The following is a 23,424-nucleotide window of genomic DNA, read 5'->3' as shown; positions in this document are numbered from 1 at the left end:
TTATTACACATTAACTGTTAATACTATATTATATAATATATTTTAAAACGATTTATGTTAACAATTAATTTTAACGTAAATTTGTGATTGTATTTTTTGTATGGTTTTTTGTTTGAGAGATAATAGAGAATCAACAAATCTATTATTATAAATAGTAGCTTCTTATGTACTATTACGATGAATACTTTCGGGTTTTATACACTATAACGGTGAATCTGTCATCGAGTTCATATGGAAAAGTATCAGAGGGTATATCTGAATTATTCATAATCGATACCGATCATATAAAACAACTGGTTTCTGAAACATTTAAACAATTAACAGCTAATATCAGTTTTGCATAAGGTTGGATAGATGTGTTTATCGCGGATAAATATAAACAAAAAACCTTGAGTTATCGACATAAATAAAGTAAAAAGAAGGTTTAAAAGTCATCCTCCATTTTTAAACCTTCTGTGTTTTGGTTTCTTAGTGTTTCGATTTCAAGGGGCTCCTCTGTAAACATCACAACAGCACCTGCAACACATAACAATCCTCCGATAAATACCGTCCATCCTGGTGTTGAACCCACAAACAGTAACAATAATATTATAGATATCAAACCGTACAAGTTCGCCACACCCTGTCCGCGTCCAACACCGATAAGTGGAAAAGATTTGTACCATGTGACATAACAAAAACCTGATGCAAGTCCTGTAAATGCCAGAACCATCAATGGAACCGGTTGGAATACTGCTGTTGCATATTCATACATCGGGAATCCTGCTATTGCAAATATTGGTATAATGATGAGCCACCAAAACAGCAATTCAAATATAAATCTTGCAGTTAGACCGGTGTCAGATTCTGAAAACTCCAGTCCTATCCCTGCAATAGCACCTTCAAGTCCCCATCCAGATGCAGCCATTAAACCTCCCAGATATCCAAGCCATTGTAGTCCTCCAGCACTATGAATGTCGTGTATAAATTTACCTCCAAATATGGATATACTTCCCACTATGATTATGAATATACCAATACTGGCACGTCTGGTTATTTTTTCACCGTACCATAAAAATGCTGCTACAGAGCCGACAACAGGATATAGAAGACTTGCGACTGCTGCAAAAGCACTTCCAATAAATGCCATTGCCATAAATGAGCCAAAAATTGCAACAGGTCCTCCCAAAACAGATCCTGCCAGAAGCCATTTGGAACATAAGTTAAAGTTTTTAATGGTTCTTCCGAGTTCATTCAATCTCAGCAGACAACCATTCCAGATAATAAGCGATAGTACTGCAAACAATGCATTTAAAGCCGATACTTCTGCAGCAACTACAACCATCGAACCACTACTGCTCATCATATGTGAAACTTCAGAAAGCATTTCATTGAAAGGATTGATATTCCATATAATCTCTCCCGGAATATACCACAATCCCCAGAAAACTGCACATATAAGAGCCCACATATATCCACTGTTTATTCTTTTCCTTTGCTCCTGTTTTTTCAGAGCTTCAACATCACCCATTCTTTTGCCACCTCTTTTCTAAGATTATTTGTGCCGGAGATAGCAGCATGATAAACTAATCGTGTGAAAATACCCGGCAATAAAATGAAAAACGAATAACATACCCGTTATCAAAGGTCTTATTAAAGTTTTTTTGAATAACAACTTTAAAAACCCTATCAATTTTAAATTATTTTCCTAGTTGAGCTCAGTATATATGAATTATAACAGCAATAAATCATATTATGACAAAATTAGAACAAATTCCCGTTCAAAATCATATCACTTACAATGATCTTTTAGACCTTATAAAACATAGAAGTAATCAAGGGTAATGAAAAGATTATATTTCATCAAGTATCGCTATGAAGGTAACAGTATTAGTAGTCTCTTTTAAACGAGTGGGAATTTCAAGTACTGTAGGTCATCAGTGGCTTAAGAGATGGAATGAATCTGAAAATGAATATTTCTACCTATATTTTCGCAATGATTGTTTGTATATCCAATATGACCATGTAAATTCATCTGAAAATATAACTACAGATATTAAAAAATTGCTATGTTTAAACAAAAACAAGGATTTAATGGCCAAAACCCAAAATGAAATAAATATAACCAGAATTACTTATCTACATTTATTCCTAATGTAAATAGTACGCATTAATAGAATATGCTATTTATAATAATACTTTTTAGAAATAGCCAGAAAAAAAAGAACAAAAAACCATAAGCAAGTTTTATGCAATATTTGCCTTTGGTTCTACTAGTTCAGCTAATTTCATTTTCATCATCTCCTGCATTTTTAACTCTGTTAAGTCTATCTTCCTGTTCCCATTTTTCTTTATATTTATACATAGTAGATGTGGGTATCTGCATAATTCTACTAATTTCAGCCCAAGTAAGACCTTTTTTTCTGTATTTCATCACAGTTTTTTTATCTGGTTCTTTGGTCGGTCTGCCTATCTGTTTACCATTCTGTTTAGCTTCCTGTATACCTACTTTTACCCTTTCTCTTAATACGTTTCTCTCATTTTCTGCGACCCATGAAAAAATAGAGATTAAGAATTGTCTAAATGACTTATCCTGTACTGTACTCCAGGATTCACCAGGAGATAGAGATATGACTTGTACCCCTCTTTTTTCTAACCAATTCACCAGGTTAAGAGTTTCTAGGAATGTTCTACCTAACCTGGATATTTCATACCCATTAATGGAACATTTCGTTTTGCTAAAAAATAAAGATTATTCGAAGTTCCTCCGGAAATAAAGTGTAGATTATGGTTCTTGTGAAAATTTTTCATAACCTTAATTTAATCTCGACACGAAATCAAGTATATATATGGTTTTTCTTGGAAAAAAGCAGGCTTTTTAGAAACCCTATTGAAATCAGCACTAATAAGCAAGATTTAAGAAGCATAATCAATCTTCGAAAACACATCTAAATATATTATTAATAGATATTTGAATATGAAACATTTCTACAAAACCAAATTTGCTACAAATTAAGAGTATTTTTCTATTGTTCTAATATACATATTAACATCTCTATAACTTCGTATTCAAGGAATAGTTTTTTCAGTTCATGCGGTTTTATCCTCACATCCTGATATTCCCAAAATGGTATTGGTACATCTGGTAAATCTCTTTCAACCTTTACGATTTTGTCAAGGTGTTCCTTGTAACCATCATCTATTGCATTTATAACTTTATCTTCGTAACTCATATTTCCTGATTTATGTTCTTTTTAAATATATTTTAATTATTCGTTCACCATTATTTTTTAAAAATCGAGTAATCATTCTTGGAATAAACTATCAATTTTTTCTTCGTTACCGGAAATTATGCTCATGACAAGAGCTTCAACTTCATCTTCATCGAGTTTAAAAACAGCATTTTCGGTCAATTTATAATAATAGTCAAATTCTCTTAATGTATCGGATATAATATCTTTCAAATCCTCTTCATTAATTAGTCCCATTTTGATAACTAATGCTAAGGTACCTATAGATTTTTTAGTTTTGCTATTGATTCTTTTTTCAATAGTCCAGATGTGTCCACGGTTTGAATCTTCATATTCTACTATATCACCGTTGCTGGTTTTTTGTCTATTTTTAGTTCTATCCAATTCTCGAGCAACATCAGAATACATACCATGTTTTTTTTCCTATCTTGTAAAAAGGTAGAATTATATATTTTTATACAATTCTACTTTCTCCATTAATCCTGGCCAATATTTTTTATAAGTATTCATAAGAAAACACTATCAAGGAAACTATATGTGGCTACTAAGCCAAATAAAAACAGTGTATTAAAAGCTGAATGTACCGTTTGTGTTAAAATGTCTTATATAGTTTTTCTATTGTCTAACATAATAATAGATATAATCCTGAATTTGTAGATCTTCCAGAAATAAAAATAACTCTAAATTAGACAAAATATGTAAAAATGTCTGATTTAGTGTGTGGCTGTATATCAAAAATGATATTAAATTTTGAATTTGTTCATGAGAAAGGGGTATAGGGGTCAAAGGAAACCAACGTATTTAGTCGTTAGCTGGTTCATTAGACGATAAACTTGAGTATAAATTCTCATTTTTCAAAACGTTTAATACAAAATTTTCAATTTCTTCTTCATCAGTATAAAAAATAGCTTCTTCTGTCATTTGGTAATAATAATCAAAATTATCCATGATATTTGCTACAATTTCTTCCATGTCTTTTTCACTAATTAATCCCATTTTGATGGCTAACATTATAGTTCCAATGGATTTTTTAGTTTTTTCTTTGATTCTTTTATGTATTACTTTTACATGACCGCGGTTCGTGTCCATATAATTTACATACTCTCCATTTTGAACAGTCTGCCTTTCTTTGGTTCTATCCAATTCTCGGGCTACATCTGCGTACATTCCTCGAGTGTTGTCTGGATTTTCATTACGCCAAACCCTCATACATTCTCCAACATCTATTTCTTGTCCTGTGAAAAAAGTAAATTCTTTACTCAATTTTCTAGTAGCATCAGTCACGTTTTTATTTTCGTAATTTCCCCAATTTGCCATATTTTTCATCCTTTGTTTTAGATTATTTCCTAAAGGTATTATGTCGACACCCTGTGTTTACAATTTGCCTATATTTTTTACTATATTTTAAGTTTGTTAAACATAGTCGTAATACATGAAAAAAGTAATAACTAATATAGGTTCATTCAGTATCGATTTTCTAAATATCTAATGTTAAGTTCAGCTGCAGGGCAGGCAGAAGTTTCGATGTATTTTGTATCGATATTTATACCGTATTTTAATATCATCTCTTCTGTAATCTTTTTGTTTTTAGTCCAATCTATTTTCCATAATTTTGATAATGCGGTCTCAACGGTATTTTTGTTGTTCTTGTTCAACAAATCTAGTGCAGCTTCATCATATTCCGGGAACCATCTGAGGTTGTTTACATTTTTAAACCCTGAATCTTTCATGAAATCAAATAATGCATCTTCCTTTAATTGTTCCAGGTAATTCTTGTTTAAATCCAACCCTTTCGGTATGTATTCAGTTCTAATGGTACGCAATCGCTGTTCATGTAACCATTTTTCAAAAAATTCAGCATATTTTTCGGGTATAAGGTATATTCCGTTTCCGAGGTCGATATTTAAAATTAGGTCCAGTATGCCGGGATAGTAATAGGTATACTCTTTTTTGTTAACATTAACAATATGAGTTCTACCATGTAGTCCTGTTTTGTTTCCATGGGTTTGAAGGATTTTATTTGGGATTTTTGTATCAGTATCTATAATTACGATATCAGTTACAGCGGATTCCCATCTCCAATTATTTTTTTTGGCCATTGTTTATTTCCTTTTAATTCAATTTTGGCTATGTTTTTTTGGATATTTTTTGTTGCTTAATGGTGGGTGTATCGGTATAAATCCCTTTATTCTTATAGTGTTTGTAACGAATTGACATTGAAACACATAGGTAACTTTTTAAATTATTATTTTTTTGTTGATGACTTAATATTTTTTTTTATTATGATGATTTACTAACCAAATCCGTATATTTTACTTATAAGTAAGTAAAACATTGTAATACTATATAGTTTTAACTTTATATTTAATTTTGGAAAAAAGTGTTAAGTTTAAAGTTTTACTTTTTAAGTTGTTTGTTATGGCTAGTATAGAAAATTTGATATTTTTTACTTATAAACAAGTAAAAATAAACATTTCATGTTAATAATATATACTTTTAACTTGATACTTAATATTATTTACTTAAAAGTATAAAGTTTAAACTTCTTATTCTCGGGGAGGTTCCTCCAAGTATACACATTACTTCTAAGGTGATAGAAAATTTCTATTCCAGGAGTCAACTACTTCTATCTTTTGGAAGGTGAATCCTGCTTTACTGGTTTAATGATTTTATTTTTTTGTAAGGCTTTGACCAAAGAATCTATTCTTAAAAACCTATCATAATTTTTGGCCAAAGTTCTCTGAAAGCGTATTAGGTTATACTTTAAACTTTAAACTTTGATTAATAAACACATAATTATTTTTAATATATTTGATTTTTAAGTAGTTTCCAATAGTATGCTCAAAAGTTTATGCTTTAACATAATTATTTACTACTTTTGTAAATTTTGTAACGTCTATTGGTTTAGAAAGGTATTCATCACATCCCAAACTCTCAAATTTTTCTTTATCTCCTCTCATAGCATGAGCAGTCAGAACTATAATAGGTGTATTTTTAGTTTCAGGACATTTTCTGAATTCGGATAGTAAGTCACATCCATTTAATTTTGGTAGTTTTATATCAAGAATTATCAATTCATATTTTTTGTTTTTAGTTTTTCTGAGTGCTTCTTCCCCATCAATAGCAGTATCTATATAATACCCTTCCAAATCCAGTATATCACTAATTAAGTCTCTATTACATTTGTCGTCTTCAACAATTAATATACTTTGATCTACCATTAAGGTCTCCCCATTTTAATTTATATTTTTAACAACTAAAGGTATAAATTTTACCAGTTTTGTTAAACTCTTCATCGAAATTTGATAAAATCGCCCCCACAAAACTAATATATACCTGAGATAAGATTTTTTAATTAGCCAAATTTATTTTTTGCTATTATATTCCTTTTTTGAACTGAATATACAGCTCCTTATGACCTATCTTTTAGATAATATTAACAGTTAATAATGATTTTTTACTTAAATATTTTTATTTCATTTGTGGTCTCATCATATGAATATAAAAGGCCAGTTCTCGTCAAAAAAAAATAAAATATGTATAAAATATCAGTTAGGTAGCCTTATGTTCATATTTGCTATCAACTGCTGACTTGTACCATCTACAATTTTAACGCTTGTAGTAGTTTCTCCAGTCGAATTCAAATGGCTTACACTATTATTGACATAATTTGTTACGTTGTAATCACCGTCTGTAACGTTAACGATGTACAACACGTCACCAGTTTCAAACCTTTTATTTTCAGTACTACTTAGATTAAACCCAGCGTTTTTACCGTTTACTGTCAATTTAGTTGCAGTATCTTCAAATAATACTGATTCTCCGCCTTGATGTTCTAATTTTATAATCTGTGTTGAATTTTCAGTATCTGCACTTCCACTTATGCTTGCCTGTGGTGCTTGTTCTGGTGAACCTAGACCAAAAGCATATGATCCGATAACAGCTGCAAGGATAACAGTAATTGCAACCATTAAGATAACACCTATAACTGGTGATACTGCATCGTTATTGTCATTTATCATGCTACTAATTTTATTTTTAATACAGGACTCCTCCTCTTTCCTATAATCTGGTTTTACAAATCTATTTAACAAGTGTTTATGGTTTCCTAATTGTTTTTGTATTTTTAATACATTAACAATTTTTTGTTCGTGTTTAAATGAGGAGAATGTTGGAAAACATTCTAAAGAGTAGATAGGTTAATAGAAGGTAACCTTAACATTCTCCTAATGGAATCTAAAAATATTAAGACTCCAATTTTATATTAATGGTTAAAGCTATATAAATCTTATTATTTTGAGAAAGTTTTCCAGTTTTTTGAAAATAAAAAAAGTTATAACCACTAAAAAGTGGTTATTTTACTCTAATAATTTATTTAATTCTTCTTATTAAATAGGCAATAGTAACCATACCAACTAATGTGAAAGTTGCTTTGAACCCGGGTATACCTTCAGATTGTCCAGGTCCGCTTTCACTTTTTTCATTGGTATCATCTATATTGTCAGTACTTTTACTACTTTTAGTGCTTTTATCGCTTTCGCTTTGTTTATCAGTATTTATAGCCATAAATGGTGAATACTCTGGAATATTAGCTCTGTAATAGACTTTATTTGAGTCTTCGCTTATCTTGGTTGTAGATAATTTGTTCCAGCTCTCATCATAACTTGATAATATCACATCATCTGCATTGACATTATTTCTGTCAATCCAGGATTTGTTCACACTAAATGATATTGTTAGGTTTTCCAAGTTACCTTTCTCTGCCCATTTACCTTTACCTATAAAGATATTCAGGTTTTTGTAAACATTACCTTTGGGTTCGTTGTCAACGAATGTAGATGTGTCTTTTAACATCTCTACAACAACGTCTACATAACCAGCGTTGATAAGCGGTGTGTATTCTACTGATTTTATTGGATTACTTTTCTCCTCAAATTCATATTTCACAGGGTCATTTTTATTAAGATATTTCATCTTGACGGATTTGTCAGCAATGTTTTCATAAGGTTCACCTGAACCTGAACTTGAACCTGAACTACCACCACTTACACCATCATCACTATCACCGCTGGGGCCATCTGGTTGCTTAGTCTCGGTTTCTTCTACAGGACCTATAGAGTATGTCGAGAGATGAGTTACGGTTGCTGTGACGTAATTTTCTTCTATGTTTCTGTTAACACTTTTACAGAAGTCTGGATTACCTGCACTTTTTAATGGTACCCATTTATCTTTATTTTCATTATACCAGTAAATATACAGATCATTTTCATCTACATTTACTACATCATTTTGATTGTAACTGAAGTTCAGTTTAACGTATGACTCATTGATACTGTCACTTTCTTCAATAGTTACGTAACCGCCGACATTATCTGATAGTTTACTGGTACCATTTGAAGCTATGTTGGATCTCTGTACACTAAGAGTACCGCCAACATAGTTTCTATCACTGCCGATTGTTAATCTCACATTGGAATTTTCAGCTGCAATTTCTGTATTTTCACCTACTATTCCACTAAGACTGCTATCAAAATTGTCTACACCTATTATAATATTGGATAGATGGATAGGGTCTTGTGAATTTTTAACTACAAATTCAGTACCATCTACGACCAGTGTACCGTTGTAAATCTTGTTGTTTTCTATGTGTCCATTTCTGAATTCAATGTTGTTCAAATTGGAGTCTATAATCGTGCTGCCTACCAATTTTGAATTTTTAACTGTAGAATCGGTTATATTTGTATTGTTAATTAACGAATTCTTCACAGTTGAAGGGTCTATAGTTGAATTTTTCACAGCGGATTGTCCATCAACAACACTTTTTATAATTTCGCTGTTTATTGGAGGTGCAACAATTCTTGTAGTTAACTCAACAGTGTCTTCAACAGTATCATTTGAGTTACTTGAATTGGCGTTTATTTTCACTGTATGTTCACCGACACCTTCTGGGTAATGTGTAAGTTTTATAATTTCTGTATCATTGTTTGTACCACTTGCATTTAAATCAACAGATTTTTTCTTGAATGTAGTGTATTTTTCTTTACCTTCAACGATTTCCAGATTGAAAGAATTGTTAGTATTCCCGAGATTCTTCAATTCAAGGAAATATGTCGCGTTTTTATCTTTACCAACATTCTGTTGTTTTGTTTCAGCATCTATAGAAACGCCATATACGTTTTGTTGTTCCAAATAAAGTGTACTAACGCTTGTAGTAGCGGATTTTTCAGGGTTATTCTGAACTTCTGCTTTTATAACAGCTTCAATTCTTCTATCGGTATCCTGTGTGTTGTTGAAGGTAAAGTCCACAGTTGTTGATTCACCAGGATTTAAATCTGGAATGCTGTTGATTGCTAGGTTTGCAGTGGTATTTGATGAATTATCTGCAACTTTTAAATCATAAGTATGGGTATGTACACCAGTATTAGTGACCTTGATTGTATAACTTGATGCATTATGACCTTTAGTTGTTTGTGTGCCAGGTGTTGCTGTTATATCTACAGCACTAATAACTTCTGCATAGAGTGTTATCTGTTTTTCAACACCGGAATCACTTGATTTAACTTTTACAGGGATACTGTAAATATTGCTATCATTAAATCCACTGACATTTACTGTAATGCTTGTGGATTCACCTGGATATAAGGTAGTTTTATTATCAACTATATTTGCATCAGTAAGTTCAGATGATATTTCATAAGTATCTTTTATGTTACCCGTATTTTTGATATTCAAAATATAGGTGACATTTTCATTGTTCTCGGTTACTTCTGAAATTGGATTCGCAGTGACTGAAACACTATGGTCAGGTTTATCACTTACATTCAAAGAGAGGTTTACTGAATTGCTAATATCAACGTAGCTTTTAGAAATCGCGGTTATATTTGCATTATAGTTTCCACTGTCAGGGTTTGAAATTGCAACATCAAATGATTCGGTTTTTCCTGGTTTCACATTTTTGATTACAGACGGCATTTCAATGGAATCGATGTTTGTTTTATTTGTTAATTTGAAATCATCTTCTACATTACCTGTGTTTTTAACATTAACAGTGTAATTTACAGTGTTCCCAGGGTTTGCTGTAGCTGAATACGAGTCAGCAGTTAAAATCACACCATAATCTTTGACCTTAGTTAAAGTATTAACTTTATCCATCTTGGAAGAGTTCTGGGATACCCCTACAACTTTAACATTATAATCACCGGATACTGGTGCTGAAACATTCAATTTCCTGAATGTTTTTTCTCCCGGGTTCAAGTTGACCGGTTTTGAATTATTCAAACTCGTATTATTTGTCCTCGGACTTATAACTGTTAAATCGTAAGTATCCTTTTGGTTACCTGTATTTGTGATGGTGATGTTATATGTGGCATTTTTGTTGACATCTACAGGTGGTTTTGTTTTAACATCTGTACTTAACGAAAATCCGTATATAGTTTCTGTTTTGTCTTTTACATTTGTAATAACAAACAAAGTTTCAGTTATGTTATGGTTTGTGGACTCATTAACTGTAATATCTGAAACATATACACCTTTACTTGAACTATTAACTACATATTCTACAGTATCAGATTGTCCTCCTTTAAGTGTTATACTATCATTTTTCAGAATACCGATGTCAGAAGGATTAGTACTACTGATATTAAACGTGTGTTCTTGATTTCCGGTATTAGTTACAGTAAATGTGTATGTTGCGTTTGTATTAGTGGCTGTAGTTTTTGTGGTCGAATCTACATCTACATCAAGAGCATCAATTACAGTTGTTCTGGTAGCTATCACTTGTCTTTTTTCAGAACCAACCGCTGAAGCTTTAACTATTACAGGGTAATTTTTGCCAATTTGGGAACTACTAACCTTTAGTTTTATTATTTTTGTTTCATCGGGCATCACAGAGATTTGTGATTCATTGAATTCAGCATTTACTCCACGAACCTTGGTTTTTGTGAGGTTAATAGTTTCTTTCTTAAGGCCAATGTTTTTGATTTTCAAGTCATAGATAGCATCTTGATTCTGTTCAACAGATTTTGTAGCATCATCTACTGAAATCTTGAATTTTTGGCCTAATGATATAAATGACTGGTTAAATGCGACAATATTATTGTCTTTAACTGCACCTGAGAATAATACGTATTTTCCAGATTCTAAATCGTTTGTATCTAAACTTATTGTTGTATTATTTGATTGGATAGATTTTAGTTGTGCAGATAGTTTCCCCTCATCTATAAAATCAGTTACACGGTTTTTGATATCGGTCCTGTTTAGGTTTGATATGTTTAAACCGAGTAAATTGAACTTATCAACAACTGGTTCATTGTTAACAGACAGATTAAGTCCACTTTTTGAACCATTGAAGTTCATCGATACAACGGTTTTGTATTCACTCTGTTTTATGAGTGCAGCTGCATAAGTATAATTTACAGAGTCAGGAGCATCTATTAACCCTATATTAACGTCACATTTACCTTCATAGATGTTTTCATTTACTGATGATTCATAATCCAGCACATCAAAAGCGGTGGCAGAAAGTATTACAGGTTCATTTCTAAGTATGATTAAGACACTGTATTCTCCTGCATCAAGGTTTCCAAATTCACCATTTGTGTCTCCGTTATCATCCAAATCTTTGGTTTCTAAACTGTTGACTTTATCCAAACTTGTTATGTCGTTTATACTGTCTATTTGACCCTGTCTGAACTTGTCAAGTATGTCAGTTAAAGAACCAATATCCGATTCAATCAGGACAACCTGGGTTTCTTTGTTGGCAAAGTATTTTGAACCATTGAACTGGTATGTGACATTGTTTTTACCGCTTGTGTTGGTATACATCTGATGGGTTTCAAATGGATATTCTATTACATAATCCGTGTAATTTTTAACGTTTAGTTTAATATCCACGTTTTTACTATCAGTTGAGAAACTGGTTTCATTTACTCCATGATAAGTGAATTTGATTGGAGTTGGCAGCTGTACAGGTTCTCCTCCACCCAGTGAGATCCAGTTACCCTCGGTTCTGGATTCGTTATGGTTAGCAAATAAAAACGAGTTGTCTTTCAAAGTGGCATTCATTATGTATTCATCGTTCATCTCTGCAGCATTTGCTACGCTTGTGAACGTTATTATAAGTATTATAGTTGTTAAAAAAATCCATGATTTCTTCATTAAATCCACCCTTTTTTAAATATTATTTAACTGTAAATCCTATAAACAAATTACAATTTATTAAGGAGTTTAATTTTTAAATATATTTACTTACTAATAGTTATCTTGCTCTTTATAATAATATTTTTCGTTTCTATCGGCTTTGCCTAAAAAGTTCCTCCACACAAAAAGTTAACGAGTTGCACAAAAAGTCCAATCAGTTTACTTTCAAAAATTTCAAAATGCCTGATTAACCTATTAGAAAAGGCCAGCTAAAAACTACTTTGACAGGCTTTGATTATGAAATTAACAATTTTTTCAAAAGTATGACTAAATGTAAAACAATCAAAAAGTTAAGTTTTTAGCAAATTTTCAAGTTAAATTTTATAAAAATTGTTTTTTGATTTAGGCAAAACCATGAATAATCGATTTAGACGGTATCCATATTCCTTACTATACCTGAACAAAAATATTCCTTTCTGAAAAGTTTCTGATTTATAATCATATCCTATAATCATTTCCGTTTGTTGCCTCTTTTATTTTTTGAAAAGACAAATGCAGTGCCAATCAAGATTAATAAAAATGTGGAATTGATAAAAGGAATTTCATGGCTATCACTATTAAGATTTTGGCTACTGTTATTATTCATGTAATTGTTTTTAATCTGGTTTATAGAATAATTTGCTCTGATATTATCCCTATTTTTAGATAGACTGTTATAATGTACTGTATTATTATTGCTAAAATCCTCCATGATTATTCCTAAACCATTGGAATTTAGAGTATTATTACTTATTTTGTTATCAACAGAATATTGAAGAAGAATTCCTTTATGGATATTTTCATTTATAATATTGGCAATTATATCATTGCCATTACACTTGTACAAAAAGATTCCAACTTTGTTTTTCAATATACTATTATTAATTAATTCATTTTTGTTTGAAAGACCTCCTTGGATACCAATTTTATTGTTTGAGATATTATTAACTTTTAATTTATTGGATTGCGAAGAATGAATGTAAATACCATATTCATTACCAAAAAATTTGTTATCTCCTAGGAAATTGTTGTTTGAGTGGTCTACCAGTATTCCATTATTACTATGATTTTGAATATGATTGGTAATTATATTGTTGTTTATAGACCTTTGTAAAAAAATACCGTATCTGCTATTTGAACCTACAATATTGTTTATTACTCTATTATTTTTTGATTTTTTCAAATAAATACCATGGTTTTTGTTGGATTTCACAGTATTATTGACTAAGGTATTCCATTCTGATTTGATAAAAGATACACCATTGAAGTTTTTTGAAAAAATACTGTTACTGATATTACATTTTTCTACTCTATCAAGATATACTCCTGATTGGTTCGTGTTTTTAGCACCCATTATCTTAAATCCACTTATATTCACTTTGTTAGAATTAACCTGAATAACATTTTTTTCTGGTGTTTTGGATTGAATTACTGTATTTTCTGGGTTCTTGGATTTAGATTCTATGGATACCTCTTTATCAATAACTATATTTTCTACATATTTACCAGGATAAACAACAATGTTATCCCCTGAATTAGCATCATTGACAGCTTTTTTTATGGAAGTATAGTTATTTCCTGTTTTGTCATCTACTATAATTGTATCAGCTGTTACAGAACCAGGTGAAATTAATACAAAAAATAAAACAAAGTAAGCAAGATGTTTCATTTCCATGTTTTTCAACCTCCCACCACATTTTCGAACTACGTAATTCTTTAAAAACATGTAATAAAAACAAAAGTAGTTGAAGATTAACCCATGTCACCATTGATTATTCCAAATTACCAAAGGCGAAATAAAGCGGCTGATCCAGCTTTTTCTAAACTAATGTTGTCCGTTTTGTCAGAATATTGTGTTTTATTGGATATATTGTTTTGTCCAATTACAGCTGATACAAATGCCATACTTATCAGTACCATTACCATTAACAATGTACTCGACTTCGCTTTCATATTTTCCCCCTTTAATTTGGCTTTTGTTGAACATCCTTATTTGATGTTCACATGCCTATCTAACAAGGACATCATATAAAATTTTTATATCCATGACGTCGAACAATTCATTTGCAAAAACCAGGTTGTTGAAAAATCGATGACCATGAACAATTTGTTAAATTTTAAGTACCAACTGATTTTTCATTGCTTAAGGGGCTGTGGATCAATCGTTTGTTCAAGAGTAACGTTAACAGGTATTCTTCCGGTGCTGTTTATGAGGTTTGTTCTGTGCTTGTTCTCTACATAACATTCATAGTAACCCTGATATTCATCAGGCCTATTGGTACGATCATTATAACATGTGATGCTGATTTCTATATCTACAGTTGTTTTGTTAAGATTGTCACTTAAATAAACACAGCTTTCATAAGTAGGATATTGAGCATAAATTTTCCTATTCCCATATGGTTTCATCGATATTTTAGGCAGGTTTTCATAGGGATATAGTATAAGGCTGCCATTGTATATGGGATTAAATATGTCGGTATGATTGACGACTATGGATCTATCAAAATGTATGTCATGGAGCTGGGAATTATCAGTTTTAAAACCCATCATTATTTTGCCATCTTTTTTTGCGATGAAGTCATCCCAATAACCCCCAGAAGATAATTTATCAAGTAATACAGTTTCGTTTTTAAAAGATGGTCCAGATATTTTACTTTCAGGCGTGCAGAGGATGTATCTTAAAATCTGTTCTTGCAGAAAATCAGGGTGTTCTTGCTCTGCAGCTGGAAGAAAATCTCCGCTTTTTGTTGCAGGTATTGGTACAAGTATCGTCGTATTTCCTGTAACATTTTTATCTGAGAGACCAGTTATTTCAACATCGTAAGTACAACTGTTCCTTTCGTCAGCTGATCTCCACATATCAAAGTTTAAAATCGCTATATGTACGAATATGCTGAAAAATAAGATGATGACTGTAATTCCAGAAATTAGTAATTTATTTCTCGATTTGAACATAATTATACACTTGCTTTCTATTAATCAAAAGAAGATAGCCATTAATAATTATTCAATTGAATCGTTTAACCAAATATCTTAAAAAGAAACCTACAATACCGATTATAACAAATATACCAAGAGCATAACAAACACCGCCAATAAACTGACTAATATACCTAAAGAAAGAATATAATGCACCGGGATGTATGAATTCCTCCAAATAATATAATAAAGTTAAGAGTAGTAATATTACAAGTAATACAGTAGATATTAAGTTGCTGTTCAGTTTTTGTAACATTAAAACCCTGTCCTTTTAAATATCAAGAAAATATCAGGATGCTGAAAATTAGAATTGATTTTCATCCCATACAGGCCATCCAGGCATTATTTCTTGACCTTGGTCATATGCATATAGTTTAAAACTTACTTATTGTTTATCCAACTATATAATCAAACCTTACAAACAATATTTTCTCATTTTTTTCAAGTTTATCTTTTATTTTAATACTGTCTTTCCTGTTAACATGACTCCCAGTTCCATAATCAATATAACACCACACGAATTTTTTTAATTGTAGATTGTATGACTCCAAAGTCTCAAGAACTTCATCGTTAATTGGCTTACGAATTGAGATGATATAATCGTCATTATTTTTAGATACCATGCCCCTGCTGGCCCAAGTTCTTGATAATAAATCTCCATAGTATACAGACGTGAAATTATTTTTATCAACTGAAGTATAATATGAAGGACGTCTTCCTTCATCATACTCTATCGTGTAATTAATAATCAAATCATAGTTTGTAAGAATAGATTCTATCTCTTGTTCAGTGACATTATCTTCAAATGCAATATAGTACCCTGGTATTTCATTTGGTTTAAGATAAGTTGAGTCAATATGGTATATTGTCACAGCTATCGAAAGTATAAGAATCAATAATAGCATGTTAATAATTTTTGATTTGCTCTTTTTCATTACACTCCTCCCCCTAAAAAATGAATAAGGTTGTACCTATCAATTTTTAACAATTATATCAGTTACGTGATTGGTAGTGACCCAATTTTCTAAATATTGATTACCTTCGCCTACCGACCAATATTCTTTATAGAAAGATATCTTAGGCCATGCATCATGGTTGTATATTCTCGGCAGATTCGAACATGAGGATTACCCTACAACAGAGCTATTCCGCTAACTATACTATAGGTCTTACAGTATCGATTTCAGATACATCAGTTGCAAAAGATGGATCTACATCGTCAGAAACGATTTATCGTATCCTTTTGCAGCTTTGTAGTAATCCATCTGATAAGGATAATAAATCTTACCCCCCCCCCATTACTTTCGTGTATTCCTTGACATAATGATACAATAAATATGTTATGTCCATAATATCGAACTGTTTCGATTGATACTAGAAAAACAAATTATAAGACTAGAATAGTAAAACACAACAGAGCGTATTTATCATTCAGATTTTAAGCAAGTGTTTTAAAATACCAAGATATGTTCCATCACCAGTGACGAGTTTACAATTTATTGTTACCCATCCATTTTGAGGTCCTGACAAATCAATTAAAATATTTTCATGATAATGATTTGATGTCGATCCTCCAGTCCACCATTCATTATACCCATCAAAATTGACCGTGATACCTACATTAGCATCATTTGGTGTTTCATAGTAGGCGTATATCTTGCTGTCATATTCATAAACATCACCATTTATGTAGTAGTGGTTATTGCCTGTATATCTAAGATTATATTTAGGCATCATGAGTGGTTCATTATCTATGGAGTTTTTTGTATCTATCATCCTTTCAACGAATAACATTGTATCGAATACGATTGGAACAGTATATGTCTCGGGTCCTCCACCCTTAAGACCAAATCTTGGTTCAACATTGTCAGTTTTCATTGAGATCATAGGACCATGTTTTGTATCCACAAGTGCAAATTTCCATCGTGATTCCTTATCGTTATATTCATCTACCATATTTTGACCTACTGGAGAAGAATCGTTCATCACTGGGAGTGGAATATAAAGGGTGACATTGTCTAAAGGAGAATCCGTTGCGATATTAATAGAATATGTATAATGGTGTATAAGGCTGCGATTATACATATTATGGTAAGATAGAAATCCAAAAATAATGATTATTGATAGTACAATACAAATCGATATTTTATAAATAGTTTTCATGGCTCCCTCTATAATTATTAGATTTAACAACTAATATTAATTACTATTTAGTCAATATTTTCGTAATAATTTATATGAGTTAAATCTAAAAGTTCGTTTATTTCTATCCATTTATTTCTAAAAATTAAGGTTGATAACTACTTTTTATATAATCAGTTAAAAAACTAGATTTGAAGGCTATGTGTCAGGGTTATTCATTTGACATTTTTTTGTGCAAATAGTACCTGAAACGGAAGCCTGATTCCTTAGAGCAAATGCACAAAAAGTAGTTAATCTGCACAAAAAATATAGAGGTTTTTAGGCAAAGCCGTTTCTATCAATTTAAGAATCTAAAATGTAGTTAATTATAAATTTTTAATTTGTTTTTGGTACAGCTTTTCTATATTTGTTATTAGTTTAAACTTTAAACTTAAAACTATAAACTTTAGGTGGGATTTATGTATTAAAGTGTAAAATAAATTGGGATTATCATTTTCTTTAACAGGTTTTTTGTAATATTTTGATGTTCTATGTCTATAAAGTTGAAAATATCTAATTATAACTTGAAACTATAAACTGTTAATTAAAGCTAGGAAATTATAATATAAACCGAATAAAAATATAATAAAATGGTGTTTTTCTTTTTGACCCAACAGCATCTGGCAGTGTCAGCATTCTGGATTATCTACGATCTTAGCTTTTTCTTTATAGTTCAATGCTTCAGAATCAACTTGAGCGATTATAGAAAAATGGTCAGGGCCCAGGATTGTTACTTCAACATTATCGCCTTCTTGTATAATGCGATTACCATCAAATTCTATTGGATATCGTCCATTAGTCCTGAATAATGGATCTTTTCCAACAATATCAACTTGGTTCCAGTTTGATTCTACGTACTGGACTCCTATATCCTCAGGGTTGGTTTTTCCACCTGATTGACCTTTATTATGAACCATGTTTATAACTAATCTGTCACCTGGTTGTAGGTTGCCAGTACAAAACTCTCCAACGTCTCCATCATGATATTTTTGTTTTGTTTCCTCGTCAAAATATCTAGGGTTTACAAATCTTAGTTCTCCACCTTTCCCATCTGTACCGCTCCATCTTAGGATTATCGATCCTATTTCCTGGCCATCTATTACCGGACCATGCTGATAATCCATATAAACATGGTCTATGTCACCATTGTTTTCGGTTCCTCCTGAACCGTCCCATGACCTGTACTCTACACCCAATAATACTTGAGTATTATCAAATACAAGTTGGTCTTTTGGTTCTGTAAGTTTAGATGTTATACCGAGTCCAAATAGAGATTCACCTAAAACAGCTGCTAAAATAACAGTAATAGCTACCATCAGGATTATTCCTACTACAGAAGAGGTTCCATCTTTGTTTTGTAATAATTGGTTCTAAGATTTCATAATACGTAGTATATAATATGAAATCCTATTTAAAATATTTTCTAATTATATTTTTTTTGTCATATAACAACCTAAACCTTCTATAATTATGTATCAAAAAATGTAAAGAAAGTTTATCTTCTTTTTACTAATAAAACTGCGCCCAGTATACCAATAACGGCAATAAGAATAAGGAAACTTAAATAACTATTATCTAAAACCATGTTTGAATCATTTGCATTGGTTTTATTATTGTTTGGTGTGGAATTTGTATCTGTGGAACTGCCATTTGATTTCAGGTTTTCAGAGTCATTGATATCAGCTTTTGAATTTTCTGAACCAGAAGGTGTATCATTAACTTTTGATTGTCCTGATTCATTGTTATTGTTATTGTTATTTTCTGATTTAGTTTCTCCTTTTGATAATTCATGTCCTATTATAGCAAAAGGTGAAAAATGAGAAGGATGAGCTATATAGTATGTATCGAAATCGTTTTCCTTTATTTTTTCTGTATTTAATTCAATCCACTTTTTTTGGTCTCTATTATAATGAATTAATGTAATAGAATCAGGGTCAATGTTATTGTTCTCAATCCAGTTATTATCTACTTTAAATTCCACAGTTGAATTTATTATATTTTCAGTTGTTGCATAACCGTCATAACCCACCCAGATGTTAAGGTTTTTATAAACTATTCCGTCCGGTTCTTTTTCTACTATAGTGGATGTATCTTTGAGTACCTCTACATTAATTCTAAGATCCAGTGTTGTAATCTTTGATGTAATATTGATATATTTAACAGGGTTTGATTCCTTGTTGAATTCACTCTTAACCAATTGATTACTTCTCATTTTTCTCTTTTCTGTTTCTGATACTTCAACATTGTCTGCTAAATCATCAGGTGTTGTACCCCCACCAACGGTTCCTCCGGAACTGCTACTGCTGTCATCACCACCGTCGCCGTCATTACTATCATCAGTATCATTATCGCCAGAAGTTGGTGATCCGAGGGTTATAATTTTAGTAATATCTCCTACTTTTAATGTAAATGTTCCTTCTGGTATAGGGTCGGTGTCATAGGAAAAATCAAAGTTGCTGTTTTGGGTCTCAAGTATTCTGGAAGCTACAATTGTAAGATCTACTTTAGATTTTCCATCCTGAGCATTTCCGGAAATAGTTATTTTATAAGTTCCTGAAGGAACCAATGATGTGCCTACACTGGCAGTACCACCAGATGCATCAGAGCTGAGGCTGGGGGCCCACCAAACATTTGCATCAACTTTAAGGTCTTTTACTCCTTTAGCTACTACTCTGAATGTATTGTCACCTTTTGGTATTTCTACATCCTCTATAGTATAGCTATATTCTCCTTTTGATACTGAAACGGTTTTAGTGAAATCAACTGTAGCATCCACACTGTCTGTATCCGCAGCCCCACTTATAGTAATTTTATCACCGGGGTTTGGATTATCAGGAGAAACTTGCAAATTTGTTACTTCAGCATTAACTGATGGTATAAATAGAATTATTAAAGTAATAAAAATCAGAGCTTTTGCTAAATGAATTGCTTTATTTTTATTATATTCATTATCACTTATAAAAATATCAAGTTTAGCCAACCGTGAACCTCTAATTGAATAATCTAATTTTTATTTCTTTATTGTATTGGTTCTTTAATGATGTATTTAAATGTTTCTTTCAAAAGGGTTTTGCCTAAAAATACCATCTGTACAAAATTCCAATCCATACTCATAACCTAATATTAAGTTGTCAAATAATGGGACAAGCTACACAATACTCCCCCTTTGTATTTGATATCTCTGCTATTATAATATTCAATAGTGATTAACGAACAATGTGCTGCAGCCAGATTCCGTAGTAATCGTCCTTGTACTTGATATATGTGATACCATCATCACCTTTTGCAAGAAGTTCATCTATTTTACTGTACTCGGACTCTGTTAATTCAACAATGTCTGTTTTATCAAGTGCTTCCTTTAACTTTGGATGTTTATCTAAGTCTTCATCAGAGATACCTGTGTAATCATTTGGTGTAATATCAGATAGATGAGCAGATACATAGTAATCATCTGTAGTTTTCACATAAGCATCATACAGGAAAGGTGAAAGAACGGCAAGTGTACCTACCAAAGCCAGTAACAATATGTAGATTCCTTTATTATCTTCTCCCATGCTATTTATCCCCCTCGATATCAATATTTATTTATTGATACACCCATTTAACTGCAGAAAATTATAAACATTTTATGTCCAAACCGTCAAACTGAAACCCTTTTTATGACATGGATTGTACTGATATATTATCGATAAAAACATAAACTGATAATATCTAGTACTGTAATTTTTATCCATCTATAGGAACAAGAGCTACTCTAATAATTTTATCTTTTTCTAATAGTTCTTTTTTTATCTTTTGACCTTTATCATAGCCAACCCAATCTTTTGGTTGTTTACTAAAATAAATATAACAGTTAACAAACTTTTTCAATTGCAAGTCCTGTTTAGACAAAATATCAAGGAAATCTTTGTTATTAGCAATTGATTTTGAAACAACTATTAGGTAGTTGTCCCCTTTTTTTATTACTTCTTCATCTCTTATCCAAATATTTGCTTTCATCAATTCATTATATAAAACTGATTTTTTATCTTGATTTACTACTAAATAATATTGATTATGCAAATGATTAATATTATAATCCAACTTAATGTCCTCTCTTAAATTAGAATCATCTATAACGGATCTTGCATATTTTTCAGTTGTTCCTTCTTCAAAAGAAATGTACAAACCTCCAATTCTTATGTCATGACTTGATGAGTTTATTAGGACTGCCAATAATACAAAAATTGAAAAAACAAAATAAATAAGAACTTTTTTATCAATTTGACTCATATATAATCACTTAATATAATTTTTTAATTTTTGACATATATGTGGTTCTCTACAGAGCCCCAAAGTTCTAAGTATTGGTCACCATCATCTACTGGCCAAGGATCATTTATAGATATATACCGCAAACCATGCATAGTAGTTGTATATTCTCGGCAGATTCGAACATGAGGATTACCCTACTATAGATCTATTCCACCAACTATAGGTCTTGCAGCATCGATTTAAGATATGTCAGTTGCAAAAGATGGATCTGCATCCCAGAAACTGATTTATCGCATCCTTTTGAAGCTTTGTAGTAATCCAGATGGTAAGGATAACAAACCTCACCTCAATTACTTTCATCTATTTCTTGACATTTTACTAAAATAAATATATTATGTCCATGATGTCGAACTGTTTTGACTGATACTAGAAAAACAAATTATAAGACTATAATAGTAAAAAACAACAGAACATAATTATCAGTTAGATTCAAGCAAGTGACTTAATCAAGATATGTTCTATCATCAGTGACGAGTTTACAATCTATTGTTACTCATCCATTTTTAAATCAAAGTATTATTTGTTCTGAGTATAAACTACTTTTTCTGATCAACTTTTAACCTATGTAGTACATTTAGAGACCTAATTTTTAATATCGGATGTAGGTGTTCTAGTCATCTTACGATAATGCTTAATATACAAGATTCCCAGAAGAGGGCTTAACAGGAAAAACCCCAGTAATTCTAATTCTGGAATAATTTTTATCCAAAAAGAGTTAACTATTAGCTCATCGATTGGTACTCGATTTAACTTGATTGTTTGCTTAACTATTGGAGTAGCAATACAAATTAAGGTAAATAGAGAAATTAGTTTCATTTCAGTTGTGATTTTTCTCAAATCATAATTTATCGAAGGTAGTAAGTATATGAACAAACCTACTGGAAGAAGGAAAAGATATGAGATGAGTACTGGCAAATCTCCATCCATATACGGAAATCCCATATAAACTAAAATTTCAATTACAGTATATATAATAATTTCCGCGGATCTATAAATAGGATCTAATAAAGTATAGAATAACGTATTTGGATTGGATCCGTATAGGATATAGTGAGTATGTCTCAGTGTTGCAGTCATTGTTATAACAATACCAGCAATTAGCAAAGGGACGCAGCATAAAACTCTTATGATATCCTTTCTGTATCTAATAATATTATGCACAATAGATACAGTCGGTAAAAAAAAGAGAATTAATAGTCCCAATGTAACAATAAATGCATATGTATCCAGAATAAAATTAATTCCTACGTCAATAGCTCCAATATCTGTAAGATTGAGAGCAACCAACCATATATGATCTATAAAGAATAGAAGAGCCTCTAAAGGTATCTTCATTTTAATTTTTAATATCAGTTCACCAAATGTATTCATTTAGACTCCGGAATGTTACTAAGCGTTGTTAAATAATTATTTGATAATAATAATAAAAACAGGAACAAGGTCTACAACTACATAGTAAAACATCTTGGTTGTACTATAAAAGACGTCTCTGAGGGGTGGAATAAACAGAGGGAGTACAAAGAATCATATAAAAAAGGAG

Annotated in this window: 18 protein-coding genes and 1 pseudogene; all 19 read right to left on the bottom strand. The window is 31.3% G+C overall.

What is annotated here, in order from left to right; translation table 11 throughout:
- Positions 1-424: 424 nt before the first annotated feature.
- Complete coding sequence (locus tag METEV_RS11725) at positions 425-1,510, bottom strand: DMT family transporter (RefSeq protein WP_013195720.1); 1,086 nt, start codon at positions 1,508-1,510, stop codon at positions 425-427.
- A gap of 747 nt (positions 1,511-2,257) precedes the next feature.
- Positions 2,258-2,686 carry a recombinase family protein gene (locus METEV_RS11720; protein WP_269634965.1) on the bottom strand — a complete coding sequence of 143 codons (429 nt, stop codon included), beginning with the start codon at positions 2,684-2,686 and terminating at the stop codon, positions 2,258-2,260.
- Positions 2,687-3,005: 319 nt separating this feature from the next.
- Complete coding sequence (locus METEV_RS11715; protein WP_013195718.1) at positions 3,006-3,212, bottom strand: hypothetical protein; 207 nt, start codon at positions 3,210-3,212, stop codon at positions 3,006-3,008.
- Between the two features lie 72 nt (positions 3,213-3,284).
- On the bottom strand, positions 3,285-3,638 hold the full coding sequence (locus tag METEV_RS11710) for a hypothetical protein (protein ID WP_013195717.1): 354 nt from the start codon (positions 3,636-3,638) through the stop codon (positions 3,285-3,287).
- A 393-nt stretch (positions 3,639-4,031) separates the two neighbouring features.
- Complete coding sequence (locus METEV_RS11705) at positions 4,032-4,547, bottom strand: hypothetical protein (RefSeq protein WP_013195716.1); 516 nt, start codon at positions 4,545-4,547, stop codon at positions 4,032-4,034.
- A gap of 146 nt (positions 4,548-4,693) precedes the next feature.
- Positions 4,694-5,329, bottom strand: a complete 636-nt coding sequence (locus tag METEV_RS11700) for a hypothetical protein (RefSeq protein WP_013195715.1) — start codon at positions 5,327-5,329, stop codon at positions 4,694-4,696.
- A 750-nt stretch (positions 5,330-6,079) separates the two neighbouring features.
- Complete coding sequence (locus tag METEV_RS11695; RefSeq protein ID WP_013195714.1) at positions 6,080-6,451, bottom strand: response regulator; 372 nt, start codon at positions 6,449-6,451, stop codon at positions 6,080-6,082.
- Between the two features lie 327 nt (positions 6,452-6,778).
- Positions 6,779-7,252: a type IV pilin gene (locus METEV_RS11690; RefSeq protein ID WP_232216931.1), complete on the bottom strand. Its 474-nt coding sequence runs from the start codon at positions 7,250-7,252 to the stop codon at positions 6,779-6,781.
- A 349-nt stretch (positions 7,253-7,601) separates the two neighbouring features.
- Positions 7,602-12,386, bottom strand: a complete 4,785-nt coding sequence (locus tag METEV_RS11685; RefSeq protein WP_013195712.1) for a TIGR04279 domain-containing protein — start codon at positions 12,384-12,386, stop codon at positions 7,602-7,604.
- 493 nt (positions 12,387-12,879) lie between these two features.
- Positions 12,880-14,082, bottom strand: coding sequence for a right-handed parallel beta-helix repeat-containing protein (locus tag METEV_RS11680; RefSeq protein ID WP_013195710.1), 1,203 nt, complete (start codon positions 14,080-14,082; stop codon positions 12,880-12,882).
- Between the two features lie 107 nt (positions 14,083-14,189).
- Complete coding sequence (locus tag METEV_RS12485) at positions 14,190-14,360, bottom strand: hypothetical protein (RefSeq protein WP_013195709.1); 171 nt, start codon at positions 14,358-14,360, stop codon at positions 14,190-14,192.
- 183 nt (positions 14,361-14,543) lie between these two features.
- Positions 14,544-15,269 (bottom strand): hypothetical protein, encoded by a 726-nt coding sequence (locus tag METEV_RS11675; protein ID WP_157197414.1) that lies wholly within the window; start codon positions 15,267-15,269, stop codon positions 14,544-14,546.
- Between the two features lie 512 nt (positions 15,270-15,781).
- Complete coding sequence (locus tag METEV_RS11670; protein WP_013195706.1) at positions 15,782-16,324, bottom strand: UPF0228 family protein; 543 nt, start codon at positions 16,322-16,324, stop codon at positions 15,782-15,784.
- A 496-nt stretch (positions 16,325-16,820) separates the two neighbouring features.
- Positions 16,821-17,375, bottom strand: coding sequence for a hypothetical protein (locus tag METEV_RS11665; protein WP_157197413.1), 555 nt, complete (start codon positions 17,373-17,375; stop codon positions 16,821-16,823).
- Between the two features lie 824 nt (positions 17,376-18,199).
- A pseudogene (locus METEV_RS11660) lies at positions 18,200-18,913 on the bottom strand (type IV pilin); the annotation flags it as partial.
- 152 nt (positions 18,914-19,065) lie between these two features.
- On the bottom strand, positions 19,066-20,550 hold the full coding sequence (locus tag METEV_RS11655) for a PGF-pre-PGF domain-containing protein (protein WP_013195703.1): 1,485 nt from the start codon (positions 20,548-20,550) through the stop codon (positions 19,066-19,068).
- 226 nt (positions 20,551-20,776) lie between these two features.
- Positions 20,777-21,124 carry a hypothetical protein gene (locus tag METEV_RS11650; protein WP_013195702.1) on the bottom strand — a complete coding sequence of 116 codons (348 nt, stop codon included), beginning with the start codon at positions 21,122-21,124 and terminating at the stop codon, positions 20,777-20,779.
- Positions 21,125-21,296: 172 nt separating this feature from the next.
- A complete protein-coding gene (locus METEV_RS11645) occupies positions 21,297-21,842 on the bottom strand; it encodes a UPF0228 family protein (RefSeq protein ID WP_013195701.1) in 546 nt (181 codons plus the stop codon).
- A gap of 624 nt (positions 21,843-22,466) precedes the next feature.
- Complete coding sequence (locus METEV_RS11640) at positions 22,467-23,255, bottom strand: hypothetical protein (protein WP_013195700.1); 789 nt, start codon at positions 23,253-23,255, stop codon at positions 22,467-22,469.
- Between the last annotated feature and the right edge of the window lie 169 nt (positions 23,256-23,424).

The organism is Methanohalobium evestigatum Z-7303 (genome assembly GCF_000196655.1).
Classification (GTDB): Archaea; Halobacteriota; Methanosarcinia; order Methanosarcinales; family Methanosarcinaceae; genus Methanohalobium; species Methanohalobium evestigatum.
The sequence above is the reverse complement of the archived record's forward strand: the minus strand, read 5'-3'. Positions and strand labels throughout refer to the sequence as shown.